The sequence below is a fragment of the Enteractinococcus helveticum genome (assembly GCF_020742345.1).
GTDB lineage: Bacteria > Actinomycetota > Actinomycetes > Actinomycetales > Micrococcaceae > Yaniella > Yaniella helvetica_A.
On sequence record NZ_DYXC01000165.1, the window covers coordinates 1 to 19,154 of the forward strand.

Here is a 19,154-nt window from a genome sequence, read left to right on the forward strand (position 1 = left end):
CGATGCGGGCTGGCACTTGCCCATTGTGAACGAGGGTTTCGGTGCCTTTTGAGATCGCTGTTGCCGTGGTTCGGATGCGCAATGGATGCGATGCATCGACGTTTGGGGTGGGGACTTCGCGCCAACTACTGCTACGCGGCGCGGTAGTCCAGTACTGCCAAGCCATATGTGCAGCCTAGCGGGAGAACCGCTGGCGAGACCATGGTTGGGGGCTGAGCGTTTCTCAATGGTTGGAACTCGTGGAAATACTTGAGGGGTAGAACCAAAGCGTTCTACCCCTCAAGTGGTCACTGCGATAAGCAGTTGGTTAGTGCAATTTGGCTTCGGAGAATTCGGCCTGCCATGCCTCATCATCTTGCAGCAGTGCTTCGGGTGGGACTGCAGCTGCACTGCGTTCATGCTGCGACCCAGGGGCTTGGGCGGCTGGCGTGGCAGCTTGCATCGCGGCCACCTGTTGCTGGGCGGAGCGTAGTCCCGTGGCAATGCGCTTGCGGAAGACTACGATCAGCACGATCGCGGCAACCACGACGACGATGATGACACCCAGGGTGATCAACCCGGACAGCGTGGGCCCTGCGGCGACCAGAGTGTACTCTGTTTGCTCTGCGGCAAGGTCGTCGCCAAGACCGTTGCTGGCATCTTGGTTGGCGGAGTGCATGATTGGCAGGTTGACGTTCTGGGCCGGAGTGGCCCCCAGGGCCTGCACACCGTAGGAATTCACGTTCACCCGGTATTCCGGCCAGATGCCCTCAAATCCAGAGACGCTAATGCTGGACCCGGGCAGAAACTCTTCAAGTGTGGCATTGAGTTCTGCTGGTTCTACAGCGTCCAGCGTGGTCACAAACACGGTGGATCCGTCTGTGGTTTCCGTTTCAATGCTGCCGGTACCTTCCGGTGGGGCAAAAACACTTTCAAGATCGTCTCCGAAGGCTTCCACCTGACCAGAATCGACTGCAAATCGGTAGGTCTGCCCGATGTTGCCCGACATACCAATGGTCGTTTCAACATCGACCTGTTCGACACGCACACCGCGTTCGTAACTGATGTGGAAGGTATCGCCTTCGGCTTCTTCTTCTATCGGAGTGATACTTTCACTGCCCCACGACACTCCGATGGACGGCGTATCTCGGCATGCAGCGGCACAGCTAAACCCGGTACCCGTCAGGGTGGTCAGCAGAGTCCCATTTTCAACATTTGCGGTTTCTTCGACCTGGATTTCCAACTCATCCATCCCCAGGAGCCCGGAGAGTTGTTCTTGCAGGGAGGCAGAGTCGTCGAGGGTCACAGTCCAGTAGCCGTCGTCGGTACTTTCTAATTCACCAATCCCGGTATCCTCCAGGTACTGCTGGCCGAGTTCAAAACCGGTATCGTGGTCACCCGAGTTGAAAGCGGCCGCCAGCTCAACAACCGTGCCGCTATCGGTAATGGTCACCGAAACGTTACTGAAGCGGTGGTCCGTTCCTTCAGAGACTGAAAATGGTTCGCTCGATTCGTATTCTTCTCCGCCGATCACTACGCGGCTTTCGGTGCCGGTAGAGCCGATGACGCTGTCGGATTCTTCTTCGGCGACGACGCCTTCTTCTACCAGGGCATAGCTGGCCCAGTCCAGCAGGTCAGCGCCGGTGAAGTTTTCATCGAGTATGACCCCGTCTAACAGTGGGCCGGCGCTTTGTTCGAAGACGACTTCAACAGTTTTCTGTTGGACCTCACCCTGGCTGCTATCGCGCACGGCTTCTTCTTTTTCTACTGCCAAGTCAATCAGTGCTTGTGCTTTGGCCGCGTAATCTGCCCGGTCGGAAAATTCTAATTCGAAGGTCGCCAGGTAACCGTCGGAGGAATCTGCGGCGTCTTCATCTTCATCGCTGGCTTCGGTAATACCTGCGAAGGACAGTTGCTCTGGCAGGTGGGCCTCCAGCGCTGATTCGGCGGCGTCGATGCCACCTTCGAGGTACTCCAGGTCATCTTCAGCGATGGTCGCAACAAGGGTGCGGGTACCAGATTCGTCGTCGGCGAATTCAAGTTCCGAGCGGACTTCTGCTCCACAGGCCGCTAGCACGAATAGGGCTGCGGTCAAGAGCGCGGTGATACGAAAACGGCGAGCCACCGGCTTCACAGCTGTAGCCAATGTGTCTGGGGAACTCATAGCATCCCGCCCAGGGCGTCAAAGGCGATATCGCCCAGGATCATGCTGACCACCACATAAATAATTGCTACGACGATCATCCAGATACCGGTTGCGATGATGTGAGCCCGCAATGGCGAGGCAGCAAATCCGGTGGTGCGGTTGAGGCCAATATAGATCAATAATTCAGCAACCAACGTCAATAACGTCCACAAGAAGGTGCCGACCACCGCCATGATCATGACCCACAAGCGTCCCGGAATAAGCATCAGCACCAGCACAAGCGCCATGATTGGCAGGAATAAGCTATATGCGGCAGCCAGCAGACTCATCGAGGTGCGGAAGGGTTGTGGTTTCCCCGCGAGTTGGAAGGTGAGGTGCAGTGCGACGGCGCGCAGCAGCATGATGAGTGCGGCGACGATGATGCTGGCGAATACCAGGGTGAACCAGGCGCCAGCGGTCATGCCGAAGTATATGGTAGAACCACCGAAGAACGAGGACACCGAGCTCATGGCGGCACCTGAGAGGCGGGCCAGGGTGGTGGCTAATAACAGGCCGATCAGTAGCGTACCGGCAATCAAGGTCACTAACCACATCTGCGGGGAGCGGGAGGCGGCCTGCAGTGCGTGAAGTGTTTGACCTTTGGCCAGGTGGGTGATGACGGAGAGTTGATCGCGGAGCCCGGTCATAAAGCCATTGGGCCCGGTGGGTTGTTGTGGACCGTGGGGTTGGTCCCCGGCGGAATATCCGGGTGGCGGGGGCACCGGCTCCGTGGCCTGTTGGTGCGCGGACACGTTGGCCTCATTGGGTGTTGAATTGCTCATGACGCTCCTGAAGCAAAGTGAGTGATACATGACCTGGCAATTTCTGTGGCATAGAGACCCAGGTCAGCGTCAAGTTTTATCAATAATTACCCAACGTCTAAAGCTGTGCTCGCCGAAAAGGGCAAAGCTTTAACTAAACTGTTATAGAACCGTTAGCATTGCGCTGTTCGATGTCTTGCCGGACCGCCGTTTTTGAACACGGTACCGATGATTGACCAAGGCTGCCGAATTTCGCTGAGACGTCTTCTGTCCCCACGGGTGCGTGAGCTACAATCCCGTAGTGACCATTGGAGCCGTTGAGAATTAGCACCGATGTTCGCCCGTGTTCTGGCCGGTACCGAATCATGTGTGCCCAACTGGATACCGTCCAGTGATCAATCGTGTGTGGGCCGTAGCCGGGCAGCGCACAGGCTAGGCCGCCTGGTTCGAAGACGTTTGACATCCATGCTTTGACGAGACCATCGTCATCGATGATTTTACGTAACACCAACAACAGGTCCGCGGCGGTTGTGGTGCCGATAAATGCTTCACCGGCCGAGGTGTCTTCTTCCAGACCGGTGATTTCGGTATTGTTCAGGTCGGCAAAGCACGATTGTGCTCGGGATAGGACATCGATCTTGCGACCGTGGAGATACTCCAGCACGGCCAGGGCTGCCGCGCCGTCGCCGCTGCCGATTATCAGTTGGATCGCATCGTTGACACTGAGCCGTAGTGGGCCGGTCAGATGGCGCAGGGTGCCGGTTTCGGCTCGTTGGCGGTGTTCGAGCGTAATGTCCAGGGCGCCGTCCAGCAGGTCATGGTGTTCTGCAGCAAGTTCAGCCAGGATGACGGCGAAAAAGACTTTGCCCACTCCGGAGAAGGTGAAGGCTATGTCTGCGTTGACGGCACGGCTATTTTCGGCGGTGTAGAGCAGTTCACCAAATTCTTGTTCCCAGAAATCGGGTTGGATGATGTGGCGCTCGGCCATAGGCGCTAGTGTGCCGTCGAGGAAGTGTTCTTCGATGAGTTGTCCGAAATTGACGAAGAGTTCGATTGCCCGGGCACGGCCGGGAACATCGTCAAATAATGCCACCGGGATGGACTCAGCAAAAACTGCCACGGAGGCAACCGGGACATCGTCGTCGTCCAGCAGCAGCCCTACCTGGGAGAGGCCACGTATGCCGCGGCCGTTCTTTTCCACAAATCGTCCGTTGTCGACGCGTGCACCCAATAGCGGAGTGTAGATATGGCTCATGAATTCAATGGCCAACTGGCAGAGATCTGGTGTCAGCCCCATGCCGACGGCGACGTCTTCGTTCCCAACGCCGTGGGCAAGACGTTCTAGCAGGAGCGCCTGATCATGAGCGGAGGTGACCGTCATGGATTCAATCGAGTGGTGCCAAGGCAGCTGGCCCGAGCGTGGGAAGACTTCACGGTGGAGGGTGTCGAACATGCCGGCTTGCGCACAGTAGTCATTGATCCACTGCAGGGCGTTGCCGGTGGCCTGTTCGATGGCTTCGAAGACTAACTGGGTGCACATGTTGTCGGAAGTGCTCATCATCTGTGCCAGGTGATCGCGCAGGCTCAGGGCAATACCCGGTGAGAGGTTGCGCATAATGCCGGCTTGTACGCCGTCTTTGAGTTCCTCGGTGATCACGAAGGTGTCATCAAGTGAGAGTTTACCTGCGCGTACCAGTGCCAGGCAGGCCAGCAAAACACTCACCTTGCGGGTACTAAAAGACCCAAGAACAGTGCGGTCTTCGTGGCCGATGGTTTGCCCGGTGGCGATGTCACGCACCTGCCAGTGCACGGCAAAAGGGTACCGTTCAGTGAGGTGTTGAATACGCTGATGAAGTGCAGTGATATTTCGTGTCATGATCTCCACGCAGGCTGGCGCTGAAGTTTGCGATGATTAGTGTGTCTAGCCACTGCTAGGAACAATACTTGTTGAAACTTTGAATTTGCCCTATGTCGCATCATATTTCATGGAAATATTGCGTCACGGCTGCGGAATGCTGCAAATTAAGCACCGGTCTTGTAGAGCAAAGCGTGAAACTTTCCTGCTTGGCGGGGTGCTGAACCCTCATCATCCCGAAGATTAAATGCCGAAAGGCTGCAGCCGGTATGATGGCCGACCACAGCCTTTCGATGAGAAATATTTAGTTCAAGAATAGGTCTTCTTCAGATGGCGCTTCGTCAATGAAGTCGTATTTATCGGCAAGGTCAACCATGAACATGAGCTGTTCGCGGTTCACTTCACCGTCGAGACGCTCCATAACGAGTTCTTGTGCTGCCTCTTCTGGGATTTCCAGGAACTCAACCAGAAGTTCGCGGGAGCCTTCCTGGTCTTCCTGTGCTGCGGCCAGTGCGGCGGTCATGGCTTCTGCGAAATCGGCGGCCATTTCTGGATCTTCTTCAGCGAGCTGACCGGAGGTAAAGGTGACCATTGTGGCCATGCCAGGATCCGTCTCTTGGAAGGAGTATCCCACCAGTTCATTAGCGTCGTCTTCTAGGAGTTGTGACAGGAAGGGTTCTGGAATCCAGACAGCGTCAGTGTTGCCGCGCTCTAGCTGGGCTGGCATATCGGGGAATCCGATTTCGGAGAAATTCAACGCCTGCGGGTCAGCGCCGTCTTCTTCGGCAAGGTGCATGATAGTCAAGTCACCAAGAGTCTTCAGCGCGTTTACCGCGGTGGTCTTACCTTCAAGATCCGCCCAGGTTTCAATACCAGAGTCGGCGCGAGTGACCACACCGGCCACGTCGTTGCCTTCTTCAAGGGAGTTTGAGTAGCCGGCAACAATCTTCATGTCCAAGCCTTGATCAACGGCCGTAGTCACCGACAAGGGGTTGCCAACACCGAAGTCCAGCTGGCCTGCTGACACCGCCGGCAGCATGGCTGCCCCAGCGCTGGAGACTTCGTATTCAACGTCGAAGCCATGTTCTTCGAAGATGCCGTGTTCGATACCGTAGGCCACACCAACACTCGGCGCGATGCTGAGCACACCGACGGTGACTTCGCGCAGTTCTTCGGTCTGGCCGCCAGCTTCGTCGCCGCCATCAGTACCGCCACCGCATGCGGTGAGCATCAGCGCTGCGGCTGCAGCGGTTGCAAAACCCGATAGGAATTTCTTCTTCATTGTGTCCTCCCGGTGAGAGTGAGTCCAGGGCTAAGATCGTGCCGCTGAATGAAAGGGAATAAGGAACGAACTCGTGATGTGTACGAAAATAAAAAATATTAATCGATTTGTTCATCAATTGAAGTTAACAATAGACGAACTCAGCCATGAATGGAAGAGTTTCTGCAACGAAATTGTGATACGCATAACAGTATTGTGATTGTACTCCACACACAGATCAAATGGCCTTCCCGTCAACCGTGTTTTAGGTACGCAACAGCCTGCGGAAGGAGGAATTGTCTTCCGCAGGCTGACTCACAAGGTTGCGTGGGGCTTAGGCGTAAAAGCGTGACAGGAATGTTGCCACGACAGCTGGGCGTTCTTCGCCTTCAATTTCAATGACGCCGTTGGTGACCAGGTGCAGGCCGTTGCCTTTAACTTCCTGGACCTCGGAGATTTCGGCCTTCATGCGAATCCGTGCGCCGGCTTTGACCGGGTTGGTGAAACGGACTTTGTCCAGGCCGTAGTTGACCTTGGTGGTCACGCCGGTGACGTCGAATAGTTCTGACCAGAATGGGATGATCAGCGACAAGGTCAAAAAGCCGTGGGCGATTGGCGCACCGAATGGACCTTCTTTGGCGCGTTCCACATCGGTGTGGATCCACTGGTGGTCGCTGGTGGCATCGGCGAACGTGTTGATCATGTCCTGGGTGACGGTCATCCATTCGGTGACGCCCAGATCAGTGCCGGCCAGGTTGGCAACTTCTTCAAATGGGACAACGGTGCGTGCTTGAGTTTCAGTCATGGAGATCGAATTCCTTTAGGTAGTAAACGGTCGAGTTAGACAAATGCGCTGACGCCGGTGATTGAACGACCGACAATGAGTGCGTTGATTTCGTGGGTGCCTTCATAGGAGTAGACGGCTTCGGCGTCAGCATGGAAGCGCGCGACATCGGTATCCAGGGTGATGCCATTGCCGCCGCAGACTTCGCGTGCCAGAGCCACGGTTTCACGCAATTTCCTTGCGGTAAACATTTTGGCCATCGCCGAGTTCTCGTCTTTATAGCTGCCGGCTTCCTGCTGGTCCACTAGCTGCAGTGCCATGGCCACCGAGGCGGTCACGTTGGCCAGCATGGTGGCCAGTTTTTCTTGGATCAGTTGGAACCCGGCAATGGGTTTGCCGAACTGTTCGCGCTGGGTCGTGTAGCGGACGGCGGCCTCATAGGCGCCGGCCATGGCACCGGCTGCAATAAATGATGCATCCGAACGCATCAAGCGCAGGCACGCGGCCACATCTTTGAACGAGTTGATGTTCTTCAACCGTGCGTCGTCACCCACCTGGACGCCGTCATAGGTAATGTGGGCGTTCTGCATGATGCGCAGTGAAGCTTTGCGCTCGATTTTCTCCAGAGTCACCCCTGCGGCTTCTCGTGGTACGAGGAAGGCTTTGACCTGGTTGTCGGCGGTGTCGCGGGCGAACGTGCAGATGACGTCGGCGCGGAAAGCACCACCGATCCAGCGTTTTTCACCGTTGATGGTCCAGCTACCATCGGCGCTTTGGGTTGCCGTGGTTTGCAGTCCGCGGGCCACATCCGAACCATTATCTGGTTCGGTCAGCGCGAAGACACCCAGTAGGTCATAGTTGGTGACCTTTGGATCAAGTTCAGCAACTTGATCCGCGTCGCCGCCTTGATTAATGACGGTGCGGAACAGGCCTGCTTGTGCGTTGAAAAACGTGACGACGTTGATGTCGCACCGGGCGAGTTCAAAGGTTCGCATGGCTTCGAAGATGCCACGGACTGGTTCGCCGGCTGCTTTGAGTGCGGGTGGGTCCATCAGACGCAGCGACTCCAGCGGTTCGATCATTTCTTCTGGCAGGCGGTCTTCACTCCACGCATCGTTGAGGTACGGGTACACCTTGTCATCAAGGGTGGTACGAAGTTCTGCTAACACCGCTTTTTCAGTGTCGGTGAGACGATCCGAAAAACCATAGACATCCCAGATTGGTTCGCGGGTCATGCACTGGCCTCCTGGTCGAGTCCAAGGAGTTTGACCGCATTATCTTTCAAGATCAGCGGACGGACCTCATCTTTGATCGGCAGGTCTTCGAATGCTGCCAGCCATTTGGTTGGTGGAATCAGCGGGTAGTCGGTACCAAATAGCACTTTGTGTTTCAGCACGTTATTGGATTGACGGACCAATGATTCTGGGAAGTACTTTGGCGACCAACCCGACAGGTCGATATAAACATTGGCCTTATGGGTGGCAATCGAGTTCGCTTCATCCTGCCAGGGCACCGATGGGTGGGCCATGATGATGGGCAGGTGCGGGAAGTCAGCGGCGACTTCATCCAGCAGCAGCGGGTTCGAGTATCCCAGCTTGATGCCAGCGCCTCCGGGCAGTCCAGCACCCATTCCGTTTTGACCGGTGTGCGACAAAATCGGCAAACCGATTTCTTCTAGCGCTTCCCACAGGGGGTAGAACTGACGGTCCGATGGGTCAAAACCCTGCACCGAAGGGTGGAATTTGAAACCGCGGACACCCAGCTCGTGAGCTTGACGTTTGGCCTCTTCAATGGCGGCTTCACCGGTGCGCGGATCAACAGAGCCAAATGGCAGTAACACATCATTATTACGCAGTGCTCCAGCAACGACGTCGTCAATGGAGTTTGGCAGGTGACCGTCGAATTGGGTGCGAGCATCCAGGGTAAAGACGACGGCGGCCATACCCAGGTCGCGGTAGGTTTCGGCGATCTTATCAATCGATGGGGTGCGGTCTTCGGATTTGAAGTATTTTGCGGAAGCTTCATAGAAGACTTCTGGCATGGGCTTGTGGCCCTGGTCGTCCATTTCAATATGGACGTGAACGTCGACCGCGGAGATCGCGGAGACGTCAATATTGGATTGGTATTTTGCCACAGATATCACTTAGGCCTTTGGCTGCAGTTCGGCTGGCAGTTCCAGGAATTTTTCACCGACGTCTTGGAGGTTGTTTTCGATAAGCTCACGGCCTTCGGACTGCATGGCTTCGTAGTTCCAGCCGCCGTCGCGGAATTCAGTGGCCACTGGTTCTGGGTGGCTCCAAACCTGCAGGCGATCGCCGCCAACGCCGATGGTCTGCCCTGTGATGTTCGCTGCGCCGTCAGAGGACAGGAAGGCGACCAGCCCGGCCACGTCGGCTGCGGTACCGAAGCCCAGTTCTTTACGGAAGAATTCTGGCATTGGTTCACCGGCTTTATCGGCCTCGATTGCGGCCGAGAAGTATGGGACCGTTTCGGTCATAGCGGTTGCCGCTACCGGGATGATTGCGTTGACGGTTACGCCGGCGCGTTTCATTTCCAGGGCCCAGGTGCGAACCATGCCCACGATGCCAGCTTTGGCTGCCGCATAGTTGGTCTGGCCGAAGTTGCCTCGCTGACCGGTTGGCGAGCCAATGGTCACGATGCGACCCTTGACGGCGTTTTCCTTGAAGTAGGCAAAGGCTGCACGAACGCAGGTAAAAGTACCGCGTAGGTGAACGTTGATCACGGCATCGAAATCATCGTCAGACATCTTCAGCAGACTACGGTCGCGCAGAATGCCGGCATTGTTCACCAAAATGTCGAGGGTGCCGAATTCTTCAACGGCAGCATTGACGAGTTTTTCTGCGGTTTCGGTCGAACCAACGGGTGCGGTAACACCGATGGCGGTGCCACCTGCGGAAGTAATAGTTTCAACTGCTTGTGCGGTGACGTCTTCGTTGACATCATTGATGACAACTTTGGCACCTTGGCGTGCGAGTTCCTGGGCGTAAGCCAGTCCAAGACCAGCGCCGGATCCGGTGACGATTGCAACTTTGCCGTTCAGTGACATTTTTTGTCCTCACTTCGGGTTGATCTAGAACCAATCTTCCGTTGACTCTAGAAATAATTGTGAATAACACCTATTGTCTATCTCAACCGATATTCTTGTAGATGTCAATAATCGATGGGAAAATGTTTCACATGAACGCCGAACTATTAGAAGCCAATGAGCTCGATCCCTCGCCACTGCGGGAAACCGAGATGGCCAAAGAAATCCAATTCCTCACCGCACGCCTTGCCGCCAAAGGGAACGCGTATGCTAATAAGTTACTCGAAGAAGTCGACCTCAATGTTCGGCAGTTCTCCGTGCTGGCACTGGCAGCCTCTGAACTAAAGCCCACCCAGCGCGAAATGTCTTCGTTTGTGGCCTTGGACCCCTCACAGATCGTAGCCCTCGTTGACACGCTAGAGGATCGCAACCTGGTCAAGCGCGAAACCGACCGACGGGATCGTCGGTCCAAGAATATCGTGGCCACCGCCGAGGGCGAGAAGCTCTATCGTCAGGCGCGAGCGATCACCATGACCGCTGAAGATCATGTCTTAGCCAAGCTCACGACTTCAGAACGCGATCAACTGCGTGCTTTATTGACCAAAGTCACCTTGTGAGACCCATTTTCCCTATGATTGGGGCGCAGCGTATGCTGCGCCCCAATATTTTTGAACTCTTATTCGCCGTACATTTCTCTCAGTTGCGGCTTACGGACTTTACCGGATGCAGTGCGCGGCATATCCTCAACAAACACTACAGACTTCGGAATCTTATAGCGGGCTAGTCGGCCATCAAGATACGACAGGACCTCTTGTTCTGTCAGCTCATGTCCCTCTCGAACCATGATCGCAGCCCGTCCAACTTCGCCCCACTTCTCATCGGGCACCCCGAATACAGCCACAGCGGCAATGGATTCTAATTGGGCGAGTTCTTGTTCAATCTGTGCCGGGTAAATATTTTCACCACCCGAAATGATCATGTCTTTGAGACGGTCCGAGATGAACAAGAATCCGTCTTCGTCCAGGTATCCCATATCGCCGGAACGGAACCAGGTGCCTGAGTCATCGGCAATAAAGGAGCTTTTATTGGCTTCCTCTCGGTTCCAGTAGCCCTTAATGACATTCGGACCCTGGATTTGCACTTCACCAACTTCTCCTGCGGGAAGCACCTTGCCGTCAAAGTCTGCAATACGAATATGCGTGTGCATTTGCGGCAGACCAGCCGAGCCCATCTTTTCGCGAGAATAGCGCGCCGGCAGTGTAGTCGCCCCCGGCGAGGTTTCCGTCATGCCGTATCCCATGGTGAAGCTCAGGCCACGATCCTCATAGGCCTCCAAAATGCGCAATGGCACAGCGGAGCCACCACATGTGAGGTTTTTTAGCGACGAGATATCGGTCGCTTCCCAGGCCGGATGCTCGGCAATCATCTGATACGTGGTTGGCACACCTGAAATAAAGGTAGCCTTGTGGCGCTCAACCAATTCCAGGGCACGACCGGGTTCGAATCGCGGTTCGAGAATGACTTGCCCACCCTTCAGGAAGGTCGGTAAGACTCCCATCCCCAGGGCAGCGACATGGAACATCGGTGAGATCATCAGTGCGACCTCATCGTTGGTGATTGGCATATCCGAGATGACGTTGATGGCGTTCCAGGTCAGGTTGCTGTGGCTAAGCATTGCACCTTTGGGACTGCCTGTCGTACCTGACGTGTACAAGATGATGGCCAGATCTTCCAGAGCTACATTGACACGTGGACGCTGCGCATTTGCACTGGCAATGACGTCGTCATACTGCTCTGATGTCAGCTGCAGCCGCCCGTCTTCAGCGGGAACACGCTTGCCGTCGTTCACGAAGATCACACGCTCGACGTCCGTGCCTTCGACGCCAGCCACAGCAAGCGGCTCCATGGTATGGGATGCGATGAGCATCTTGGAACCGGAGTCCTCGAGGTGGAATGTGACTTCGGGGCCGGCCAGTCGTGTATTGAGAGGAACAAATACCGCGCCAATACTGCCCAGAGCAAAGAGCGTTTCCAGAAATTCCACGGAGTTTTCGCCCAGGTACGCTACCCGCTCACCCTGCTGCACTCCGCGATCAGTCAGGGCATTGGCCAGACGATTAATGCGGTCGCCGAATTCGCCGTACGTAAGTTCCAGATCTCCTGCAGTCACCGCAAGTCGACCGGCAGATTTGACCCGACGTCGTTCAATCCAGTCGCCAATTCCGTGGTTTGTCATCTCACTCCTTGTGTGAACTCTTATGTGAGCGCTATCATACTGCCTACATTCTGCCTGAAACTATTGGCATTCGCAACGATTGTAAAATTTACCCATCAAGGAGACTTGGTCACTCCACCATGGCCTTCCATCCCACAGCCTGGTTGTGGCCGAAGATGGTTTCGGCCATGGGCGCCAGAATAACCGGCTCAGCCAGCAAGTGACCAGACACGGAACGCAACCGCACCTGGGTTTTGTTGACAATGAAAATCCGCTTTCCATTGAGGGCTAAGCGCCACCCGGGGGCTTGTCGTCGAGGTCGCCGAAGCCAAGCGTGAGCAGGATCAATAACGTCTTGCCGAGTACCACGTCTCATCAACTGGGCTCTGTTGAGGTATATACACCCAGCACGGCATACCTCAGCTACTACTCCATGCGCACGATGCAACAGCTTGCGAGCGCCAAGCCTCACCGGCCAAACGAAAGCACCGACCTCCCCCTTGGCCATCACCCGCATGGCTTCGGTTGAAGCATATCCATACTCGGGAGAAGCAGCGATACCGAATTCTTCATCAAGGCACTGCAGCAAGTCTTCGCGTGATTTTCCAGGACGCCAAAGGGCTACCAACGTGTTCGCCTACTCACCCTTCAGGCCGGCCGCAGCTTCTGCAGGTTCAGCGGCCTACAGCTTGGCGTCCTTAATATCTTCAAATTCGATTCCGCAACTCCTGATGGCTGTCATGTATCTGCCTTTGAAGCTTGGAATTTACAACACACCACTTCGCAACCCACCGAGGGTTGTTACCTCAGCTACCACGCTGGACGCAACTCTCCACGAGGCTCAAACGTCATTTCCAATCATTGGAAAAATCACTTCATCACATGTGATGCATGTCATAGCATTTGTGTGGGCTTGCTGATCCACACAGAAGCGAAGAACTTTATTTCAGTTATTACGTTGAATCATTTCGAGCGCCTAGCTCTCGCGCGTAAGCGGCGCCGGATCTTCCTATGTATTCACTCCATGGATTGAAAATAGCCAGCAACAAACAATCTTGCTTCCTCACCTCAAGGAGAACCTCATGTTCAAAAAGACTGTCAGCGTCGCGAGTGTAGCGGCGCTTTGTCTAGCACTGACATCGTGCACGTCAACATCAGCAGACAACAATGTCAGCGCAGATGGCGCGGATGGACTCACGCCGGTCACTGTTGGGGTATTGCAGATCGCGACTTCGACGACGGTTCAGTTAGCTATCGATGAAGGAATTTTTGAGAAGCACGGACTCGATGTCAGCCTTGAATTTGGCCAAGGAGGCGCTGCGCTCCTGCCAGCAGTTTCAAGCGGTTCCATGGAGTTTGCCGTGGGCAATCCCTTGTCACTGCTAACCGCAGAATCTCAGGGCCTGGAAATGAGCATCCTGTCGGGTTACTCCCTGAGCTATGAACACCCCACAGACCCGGAAGAATTCGCACCATCCGCACTCATTGTCCAGGAAGACTCTGGCATTGAAACATGGAGTGACCTCGAAGGCAAACGCGTCGCCACAAACACCCTACAGACCCAAGGGCACCTGACCACCTTGGCTCTGGTGGATGACGACGGCGGCGATTCCGCCCAGGTCGAGTTCAACGAGATCGCTTTCCCCGACCAGCTAGCACAGCTTGAACAAGGCAACATTGATGCTATGTGGGTTCCGGAACCCTTCTTGACGATGGCTCTGAACACGGATGGCACAAGAATGTTGGGGGGATCCGCTTCGAGCCATCGACGATCTTAACTCCATGGTGACCTTTAGCTCCCGAGACTTCGCCACCAAAAACCCCGACCTCGCAAAAGCCTTCACCGATTCAATTGCCGAGGCCGCAGAACTTGCGATGTCCGATGAAGCCGAATACGTCCAAGCAATCTCAGACTTTAGCGACATGGAAGTTGAGCTCGTTGAATCCTTGAATTTGGAATACATTACTGCGGAAATGAATCCTACCTCGCTACACGAGCTAAATGAGATGGCCGTTGAATACGGTTTCTTGGACCAACCCGCCGATTTGGATGCACTGATAACCACTGTCGACAATAACTAGTTCTTCCTCAACGAGATGATGGTCTGAGTCGCATGAGGTCTGCTCGCCAACAGGTAAGCAGGCCTCATGCGCCTCACTATCAACTTCAGGTCATCCGTCTCGTAAGTACGGTGGTCAAACGTCTAAAGGTGGCTAAATATCCAGTTTCCCTACTGCGAGAAACTATCATGAGGGCATGGATTTACTGGTCTTATTCAACCGTTGTCAGCCTCCACCTGAAGATTTGTCTAGCTTCCGATAGCGCTCCCGAGTCAACGAGAATATGGAGTCGGTTGAATAAGTCATGAGATAGCAGCCTGGTGACTACAACAGAAAAGTTGAGCCCAAAGTAATGACTACTTTTCTAGCGTGCTGCGACCGTGCGCCGCGTGCCACCTATTCGTATTGTCTAAGAAGATTCGGTTCGGGCCTCCTTCGGCGTATTAACTCACATGACATATGTCACGATAGGCTGATTCTCCGGGCATAAAAATTAGAATTTCTAACAGCAACGTTTCTTGAACTAAAACAGGTGGCGAGTATGGATCTCAATTTGATTCGAGTTTTCGTTGCAGTTTTCGAAAGTCGCACAGTAACCGAAGCAGCTCGACGACTTCACGTCACCCCTTCTGCGGTGAGTCAGCAGCTAGCCCGCTTACGCCAGACTTTAGACGATGGGCTGTTCCAGCGTGAAGGCCCATCAATGCTACCAACGCCCGTAGCATCCAAGCTGTACCCTGCCTTTCGCGATGCTCTAGTAGGCGTGGAAACCGCGTTGGGAACTGTCAAGAGCTTTGACCCAGCTACTTCTGCTCGAACTTTTCGTATCGCGCTGTCGGAACTGGGCGAAATCGGCTGGTTTCCGAATTTTGTATCCGAGATTTCTCGTACAGCACCCCAAGTTCAGATACATTCGGTGGCGCTTGAGACAGAAAGAACCGAGCAATGGCTACAGAGCGGCTACGTCGACGTGGCAATTTCTTCTCAAGTCTTGTCAAATAATTTTGAACGAACAGCAATCAAAGAACAGACATTCTCCATCGTGATGTCGCATAGACATGCGCTTGCGAAAGACGAATTCACAGTCTCAAAATATGCCGAAGCGTCGCGCGTGCTGCTTGCGGGGGATTCAAGTCTCGAAGCGCTCCTTGAGGCTGAAAAACGAGCCGGGATTTTTTCGACCCCTCGCATCATCATTCAGCGCTATGCCACTCTCATGCCACTGCTCGAACAACATCCGACGTTGCTGGCAGTCATCCCCACCTCAATGGCCCACGGATGGGCAAAGAAATTTCCTATCGTGGTTCACCAGCTGCCATTCGATATGGAAGCGTTCCGCTTATTTGTTTACATGCGGACTCAAACACACGATGTTTCCGGTTTGAAGTGGTTCTATGATGCCGTGACCAAATCAACGCTCGTATACCCAACATTATTTGAGGCGATTGGGTCCAACGAACATCGTGCACGACAAGAAGGCCAGAGCTAACTATACCGCCCCGGCCCTGATCGTCATGGTTAGTGGGATCCTTCGCCTAGCAGATCGGAGACGTTCAGATCGCCTTCTAAGAAACCGCCTTCCTCAGCCAGATCCGCTAGTACTTGAGTGGATTCTGCGTTAATTTTTTCTGGGAAGCTCGGCAGAATAATCCGTTCCGCGAGTTCTGGTTCGATTCCGGTGTAGCTCGGCAAGACCTCTCGCACGGCCTGTTCATCCTCACGTGCAATCTGCTGGGCTTGGGCCATCGCCTCCTGGAAGGCGGTAACAGTATCCGGATTCTCGTTCCACAGATCATCGCTGGTGAAGTAGGCAGAAACTGTCAGATTATCAACCGGCCTGGCATAGGCAGATAATACATCCCGGCCGCCGTTATCAATGACCTGGGTCAAGAAGGGTTCTGCCACGGCGATGGCATCAACTTGGCCATTTTCCAATGCCGCCGGCATATCAGGAAAGCCTATTTCCATGAACGTTACCGAATCTGGATCGCCTCCGGCATCTTCCAGAGCAGCCTTGATGGTGGAGTCGTTGATGTTTTGCACGGTGTTCACAGCAATTGTATGACCGCTGAGATCCGCGCCATTTTGGATATCGCTGTCTCCTGCAACAAAAACGCCGAAATAGTCGGCGCCGACTTGTCCGTTGGAACCGGAGCCTGGGGCAACAGTTTTCAGATTGAGTCCGCGTGAGCGTGCAATGAGCAATGATGTGAGGTTGGAGAAGCCAAACATAAAATCACCGGCAACCACGCCCGGCACGACCGCTGCCCCGCCTTGCGCCAGCGTCATATCAATATCCAAACCATGGTTTTGAAAGATGCCCTGAGTTGAGGCGATATAGATGGCGGCGACGTCCACGATCGGCAGCACGCCAGCAGTAAGACTCGTGAGCGCGCCAGATTCAGAATCTGCTGCACCATTGGAGGAGTTCGTATCGGAACCACAAGCTGCTAACAGTCCAATGGCTCCGAGTCCAACACCACCTAATAAGAGGTTGCGCCGAGAAAATTGTGGTTGATTGCTTGGGGTCCACAGGTCAGTTTTCCGCATGAATGATCCTTTGGTGTCATATCACGGGAGAACTATCGAACATCTTTGACCAGCCGTCAATAACGGTTAGTGCGAGACTGACAATCTATAAGCTACCCGATCCCTCACGCACGTGTCCACCGTCACATACAAACACGGCACAATAGCTGCCGCGACATGACACTGTGCAGTCTCGGCTCGCAGTGCTAATTGCCTCCGGTGATGGTTTCGAAGTGTTCCGGTAGCGCGACAATGGCACGCAACACGACCCGGGATAACCAATCGAGAATGTCTTGATCGTGGGTAGTTGAGCGTCGATAGACTGACAGCTCCAATGCGGCCATCTCAAACGGAAGGGGTTTAACGACCAGCGGCCAAGTCTTCGCCCAGCCTGCACCAATAGATTCTGGAACGATGGCGACAAGATCAGGTTGAGCGCGGAGAATCGGTGGGATACTAGCGAAGTGTTGAGCAACTACGGCAGGTTCTCGATAGGCCGCTGAGCCGCGCTGGATGGACTCCAGCTGGTCTGAGCCCGAATCAGAGGGCACCGCGATGCGTGGCAACTTCAGCAATTGTTCTGTTGTGACATCATTGTCCACCAATGGATGAGCAGCCGACATCAGTAACCGGTAGGCCTGTTTTTTGACCAGCGTGCGTTCCAGGTCACCGGGTATACCAATGGGTGCAATGGCGACGTCTACCTCACCTTGCCTCAACTGGTCGGCGATCGTTTCGGTTTCCAGACGAACCACTTCGATGTGAGCTTGGGGAGCAAGCCGACGCACTTCAAAGACGATATTTGCTAGCCAACCAACCTCACCGAGTTCAGAAAGCGCAATGCGGAAGGTCCGGGTTGTAGTCGCCGGGTCGAACGGTTCAACGCGACCGGTAACCCGCTCAATGGCAGTCAACGCATCATAAAACTGCGGATAGGCACTAGTGGCAAACGACGTCGGTGCCATAACCCCGCCTCGACGGATGAATAACTCATCATCCAAAGTGGCGCGCAATTTAGCCAGCGACTGGCTCACGGCCGACTGGGTGACAAATAGACGTTCTGCTGCGGCTGTCAGACTCTTCATCTCGTAAATCGCGACAAAGACACGCACCAAATTCAGATCCACAGTTCACCCTATAAGCAATCAAGCATCAGCGTATTAGTGATTCTAATCATAGGACGTGATGTCATAACTTACGATCATTGCAACGGCCATTGAAATTGATGGCTTGGAATAATTTTTGATCTCGCCAGGAGCATTCTTTATGTCGCAGTCAACTGCAAAGCCCGTGACCGCAACCACTTCACAGTCAGCTGCTGAAGCCATCGCAGCTGCCGGAGGAGTCGTTTCAGCTCTTCGTAACGCCCAGGCAGCACCGACTGTATTTCCGGTGCAGCCAGAATTTACCAATTGGCGTTCCGAACAACTGGCCTGGCGCGAGTCCGTTGCCCTATTGGACCAGTCCCACCACATGACCGACCTGTTCATCAAGGGCCCTGATGCTCTAAAGCTGCTGAGCGATCTTGGCATCAACAACTTCTCCAACTTCAAACCCAATATGGCCAAACAGTTTGTCGCTGTCAACCACGAAGGCTATCTTGTTGGCGATGCCATTCTGGTGTACTTGGAAGACGGCTTGTTTGATCTGATCGGCTGGCACATGGTCATTGACTGGGTTCAGTACCACGGTGAAACCGGCAACTACGATGTGACCTTTGAACGTGATGCCAGCTCTGCTGTCCGTGACGGCGACCCCCTGCAGTACCGCTTTGAAGTCCAGGGACCAAATGCCGAACTGCTCATGGAAAAAGTCAGCTCCATTCCAATTGCGAAAACCAAATTCTTTGGCATGCTCGAATTCGAAATCGAAGGTCGCTGCATTCGTGCGATTCGCCACGGCATGGCCGGGCAGCCCGGTTTTGAATTCTGGGGCCCATGGGAAGACTACGATCTGATCCGCAATGTCTTACTGGAAGCTGGCAAAGACTTCGACTTGCAACTGGTCGGTTCGCTAGCATACTCGACCGCCAATCTCGAATCCGCCTGGGTCCCCTCCCCCACCCCGGCCATCTTCACCGGTCAGGAAACGGAAGACTACCTGCAGTGGCTACCCGCCTCCCGAATGGGTTCAATTGCTGGAAGCTACCACTCTGAGAACATTGAGGACTACTACAACACGGTATTTGAAATCGGCTATGGCCGTCTGATCGATTGGGATCATGACTTCATCGGCAAAGACGCGCTAAAAGCCATGTCTGAACGACAGCATCGAACCAAAGTATCACTGGAATGGAATGCAGAAGACCTTGCTACAGCCCAGCGCTCGCTGTATGAAGCTGGCACCCCAGCGAAATACGTCAACTTCCCGAAGGCCCGCTACGGGCTGTACCAAGTGGACCGCGTTGAACGCGATGGAAAGCTGGTTGGCATCTCGCATGACGCCGGATACCTCACCAATGAACAAGCTTTCGTGTCA

17 protein-coding genes and 1 pseudogene are annotated in these 19,154 nt (G+C 54.4%); 6 read left to right on the plus strand and 12 right to left on the minus strand.

Going from position 1 to position 19,154, the window contains the following annotated elements; all coding sequences use genetic code 11:
• Positions 1 to 307: 307 nt before the first annotated feature.
• From K8V32_RS14010 to K8V32_RS14045, 8 genes are all read right to left on the minus strand, one after another.
• Positions 308 to 2,143, minus strand: a complete 1,836-nt coding sequence (locus K8V32_RS14010; RefSeq protein ID WP_303908835.1) for a hypothetical protein — start codon at positions 2,141 to 2,143, stop codon at positions 308 to 310.
• Positions 2,140 to 2,946 carry a hypothetical protein gene (locus K8V32_RS14015; protein WP_303908838.1) on the minus strand — a complete coding sequence of 269 codons (807 nt, stop codon included), beginning with the start codon at positions 2,944 to 2,946 and terminating at the stop codon, positions 2,140 to 2,142. Before K8V32_RS14015 ends, K8V32_RS14010 begins: the two co-directional genes overlap by 4 nt.
• 133 nt (positions 2,947 to 3,079) lie before the next feature.
• Positions 3,080 to 4,801, minus strand: a complete 1,722-nt coding sequence (locus K8V32_RS14020) for a serine hydrolase (protein WP_303908841.1) — start codon at positions 4,799 to 4,801, stop codon at positions 3,080 to 3,082.
• 283 nt (positions 4,802 to 5,084) lie between these two features.
• The gene (locus K8V32_RS14025; protein ID WP_303908844.1) at positions 5,085 to 6,062 is read right to left on the minus strand and encodes an ABC transporter substrate-binding protein; all 978 of its coding nucleotides are present in this window, start codon (positions 6,060 to 6,062) and stop codon (positions 5,085 to 5,087) included.
• A 313-nt stretch (positions 6,063 to 6,375) separates the two neighbouring features.
• On the minus strand, positions 6,376 to 6,846 hold the full coding sequence (locus K8V32_RS14030; protein ID WP_303908845.1) for a MaoC family dehydratase: 471 nt from the start codon (positions 6,844 to 6,846) through the stop codon (positions 6,376 to 6,378).
• Between the two features lie 35 nt (positions 6,847 to 6,881).
• Positions 6,882 to 8,060 carry an acyl-CoA dehydrogenase family protein gene (locus tag K8V32_RS14035; protein WP_303908848.1) on the minus strand — a complete coding sequence of 393 codons (1,179 nt, stop codon included), beginning with the start codon at positions 8,058 to 8,060 and terminating at the stop codon, positions 6,882 to 6,884.
• Positions 8,057 to 8,959, minus strand: coding sequence for an amidohydrolase family protein (locus tag K8V32_RS14040; RefSeq protein ID WP_524536750.1), 903 nt, complete (start codon positions 8,957 to 8,959; stop codon positions 8,057 to 8,059). Before K8V32_RS14040 ends, K8V32_RS14035 begins: the two co-directional genes overlap by 4 nt.
• Positions 8,960 to 8,968: 9 nt before the next feature.
• Positions 8,969 to 9,892, minus strand: a complete 924-nt coding sequence (locus tag K8V32_RS14045) for an SDR family NAD(P)-dependent oxidoreductase (RefSeq protein WP_303908851.1) — start codon at positions 9,890 to 9,892, stop codon at positions 8,969 to 8,971.
• Between the two features lie 131 nt (positions 9,893 to 10,023).
• Here K8V32_RS14045 and K8V32_RS14050 point away from each other — a divergent pair, with 131 nt between their 5' ends.
• On the plus strand, positions 10,024 to 10,488 hold the full coding sequence (locus K8V32_RS14050; RefSeq protein ID WP_303908854.1) for a MarR family winged helix-turn-helix transcriptional regulator: 465 nt from the start codon (positions 10,024 to 10,026) through the stop codon (positions 10,486 to 10,488).
• Between the two features lie 59 nt (positions 10,489 to 10,547).
• On the opposite strand, the gene K8V32_RS14055 is transcribed toward K8V32_RS14050, so the two are convergent.
• Both K8V32_RS14055 and K8V32_RS14060 read right to left on the minus strand, forming a co-directional pair.
• Entirely contained in the window at positions 10,548 to 12,107 is a 1,560-nt protein-coding gene (locus K8V32_RS14055; RefSeq protein WP_303908857.1) for an acyl-CoA synthetase, read from the minus strand.
• Between the two features lie 109 nt (positions 12,108 to 12,216).
• Complete coding sequence (locus K8V32_RS14060) at positions 12,217 to 12,462, minus strand: hypothetical protein (RefSeq protein WP_303908860.1); 246 nt, start codon at positions 12,460 to 12,462, stop codon at positions 12,217 to 12,219.
• A 706-nt stretch (positions 12,463 to 13,168) separates the two neighbouring features.
• On the opposite strand from K8V32_RS14060, the gene K8V32_RS14065 reads away from it, so the two are divergent.
• From K8V32_RS14065 to K8V32_RS14075, 4 genes and pseudogenes are all read left to right on the plus strand, one after another.
• Positions 13,169 to 13,864, plus strand: coding sequence for an ABC transporter substrate-binding protein (locus tag K8V32_RS14065; RefSeq protein ID WP_303908863.1), 696 nt, complete (start codon positions 13,169 to 13,171; stop codon positions 13,862 to 13,864).
• Between the two features lie 4 nt (positions 13,865 to 13,868).
• The gene (locus K8V32_RS14070; protein WP_303908867.1) at positions 13,869 to 14,168 is read left to right on the plus strand and encodes a substrate-binding domain-containing protein; all 300 of its coding nucleotides are present in this window, start codon (positions 13,869 to 13,871) and stop codon (positions 14,166 to 14,168) included.
• A gap of 520 nt (positions 14,169 to 14,688) precedes the next feature.
• A pseudogene (locus tag K8V32_RS14695) lies at positions 14,689 to 14,856 on the plus strand (LysR family transcriptional regulator); the annotation flags it as partial.
• A 54-nt stretch (positions 14,857 to 14,910) separates the two neighbouring features.
• Positions 14,911 to 15,636 (plus strand): LysR substrate-binding domain-containing protein, encoded by a 726-nt coding sequence (locus K8V32_RS14075; RefSeq protein ID WP_303908870.1) that lies wholly within the window; start codon positions 14,911 to 14,913, stop codon positions 15,634 to 15,636.
• 29 nt (positions 15,637 to 15,665) lie between these two features.
• On the opposite strand, the gene K8V32_RS14080 is transcribed toward K8V32_RS14075, so the two are convergent.
• Together K8V32_RS14080 and K8V32_RS14085 are read right to left on the minus strand one after the other, a co-directional pair.
• Positions 15,666 to 16,697 (minus strand): ABC transporter substrate-binding protein, encoded by a 1,032-nt coding sequence (locus K8V32_RS14080; protein WP_303908873.1) that lies wholly within the window; start codon positions 16,695 to 16,697, stop codon positions 15,666 to 15,668.
• A 185-nt stretch (positions 16,698 to 16,882) separates the two neighbouring features.
• Positions 16,883 to 17,803 (minus strand): LysR family transcriptional regulator, encoded by a 921-nt coding sequence (locus tag K8V32_RS14085; RefSeq protein ID WP_303908876.1) that lies wholly within the window; start codon positions 17,801 to 17,803, stop codon positions 16,883 to 16,885.
• Between the two features lie 139 nt (positions 17,804 to 17,942).
• On the opposite strand from K8V32_RS14085, the gene K8V32_RS14090 reads away from it, so the two are divergent.
• A partial coding sequence (locus K8V32_RS14090; protein WP_303908879.1) for an aminomethyl transferase family protein occupies positions 17,943 to 19,154 on the plus strand: 1,212 nt, incomplete at its 3' end.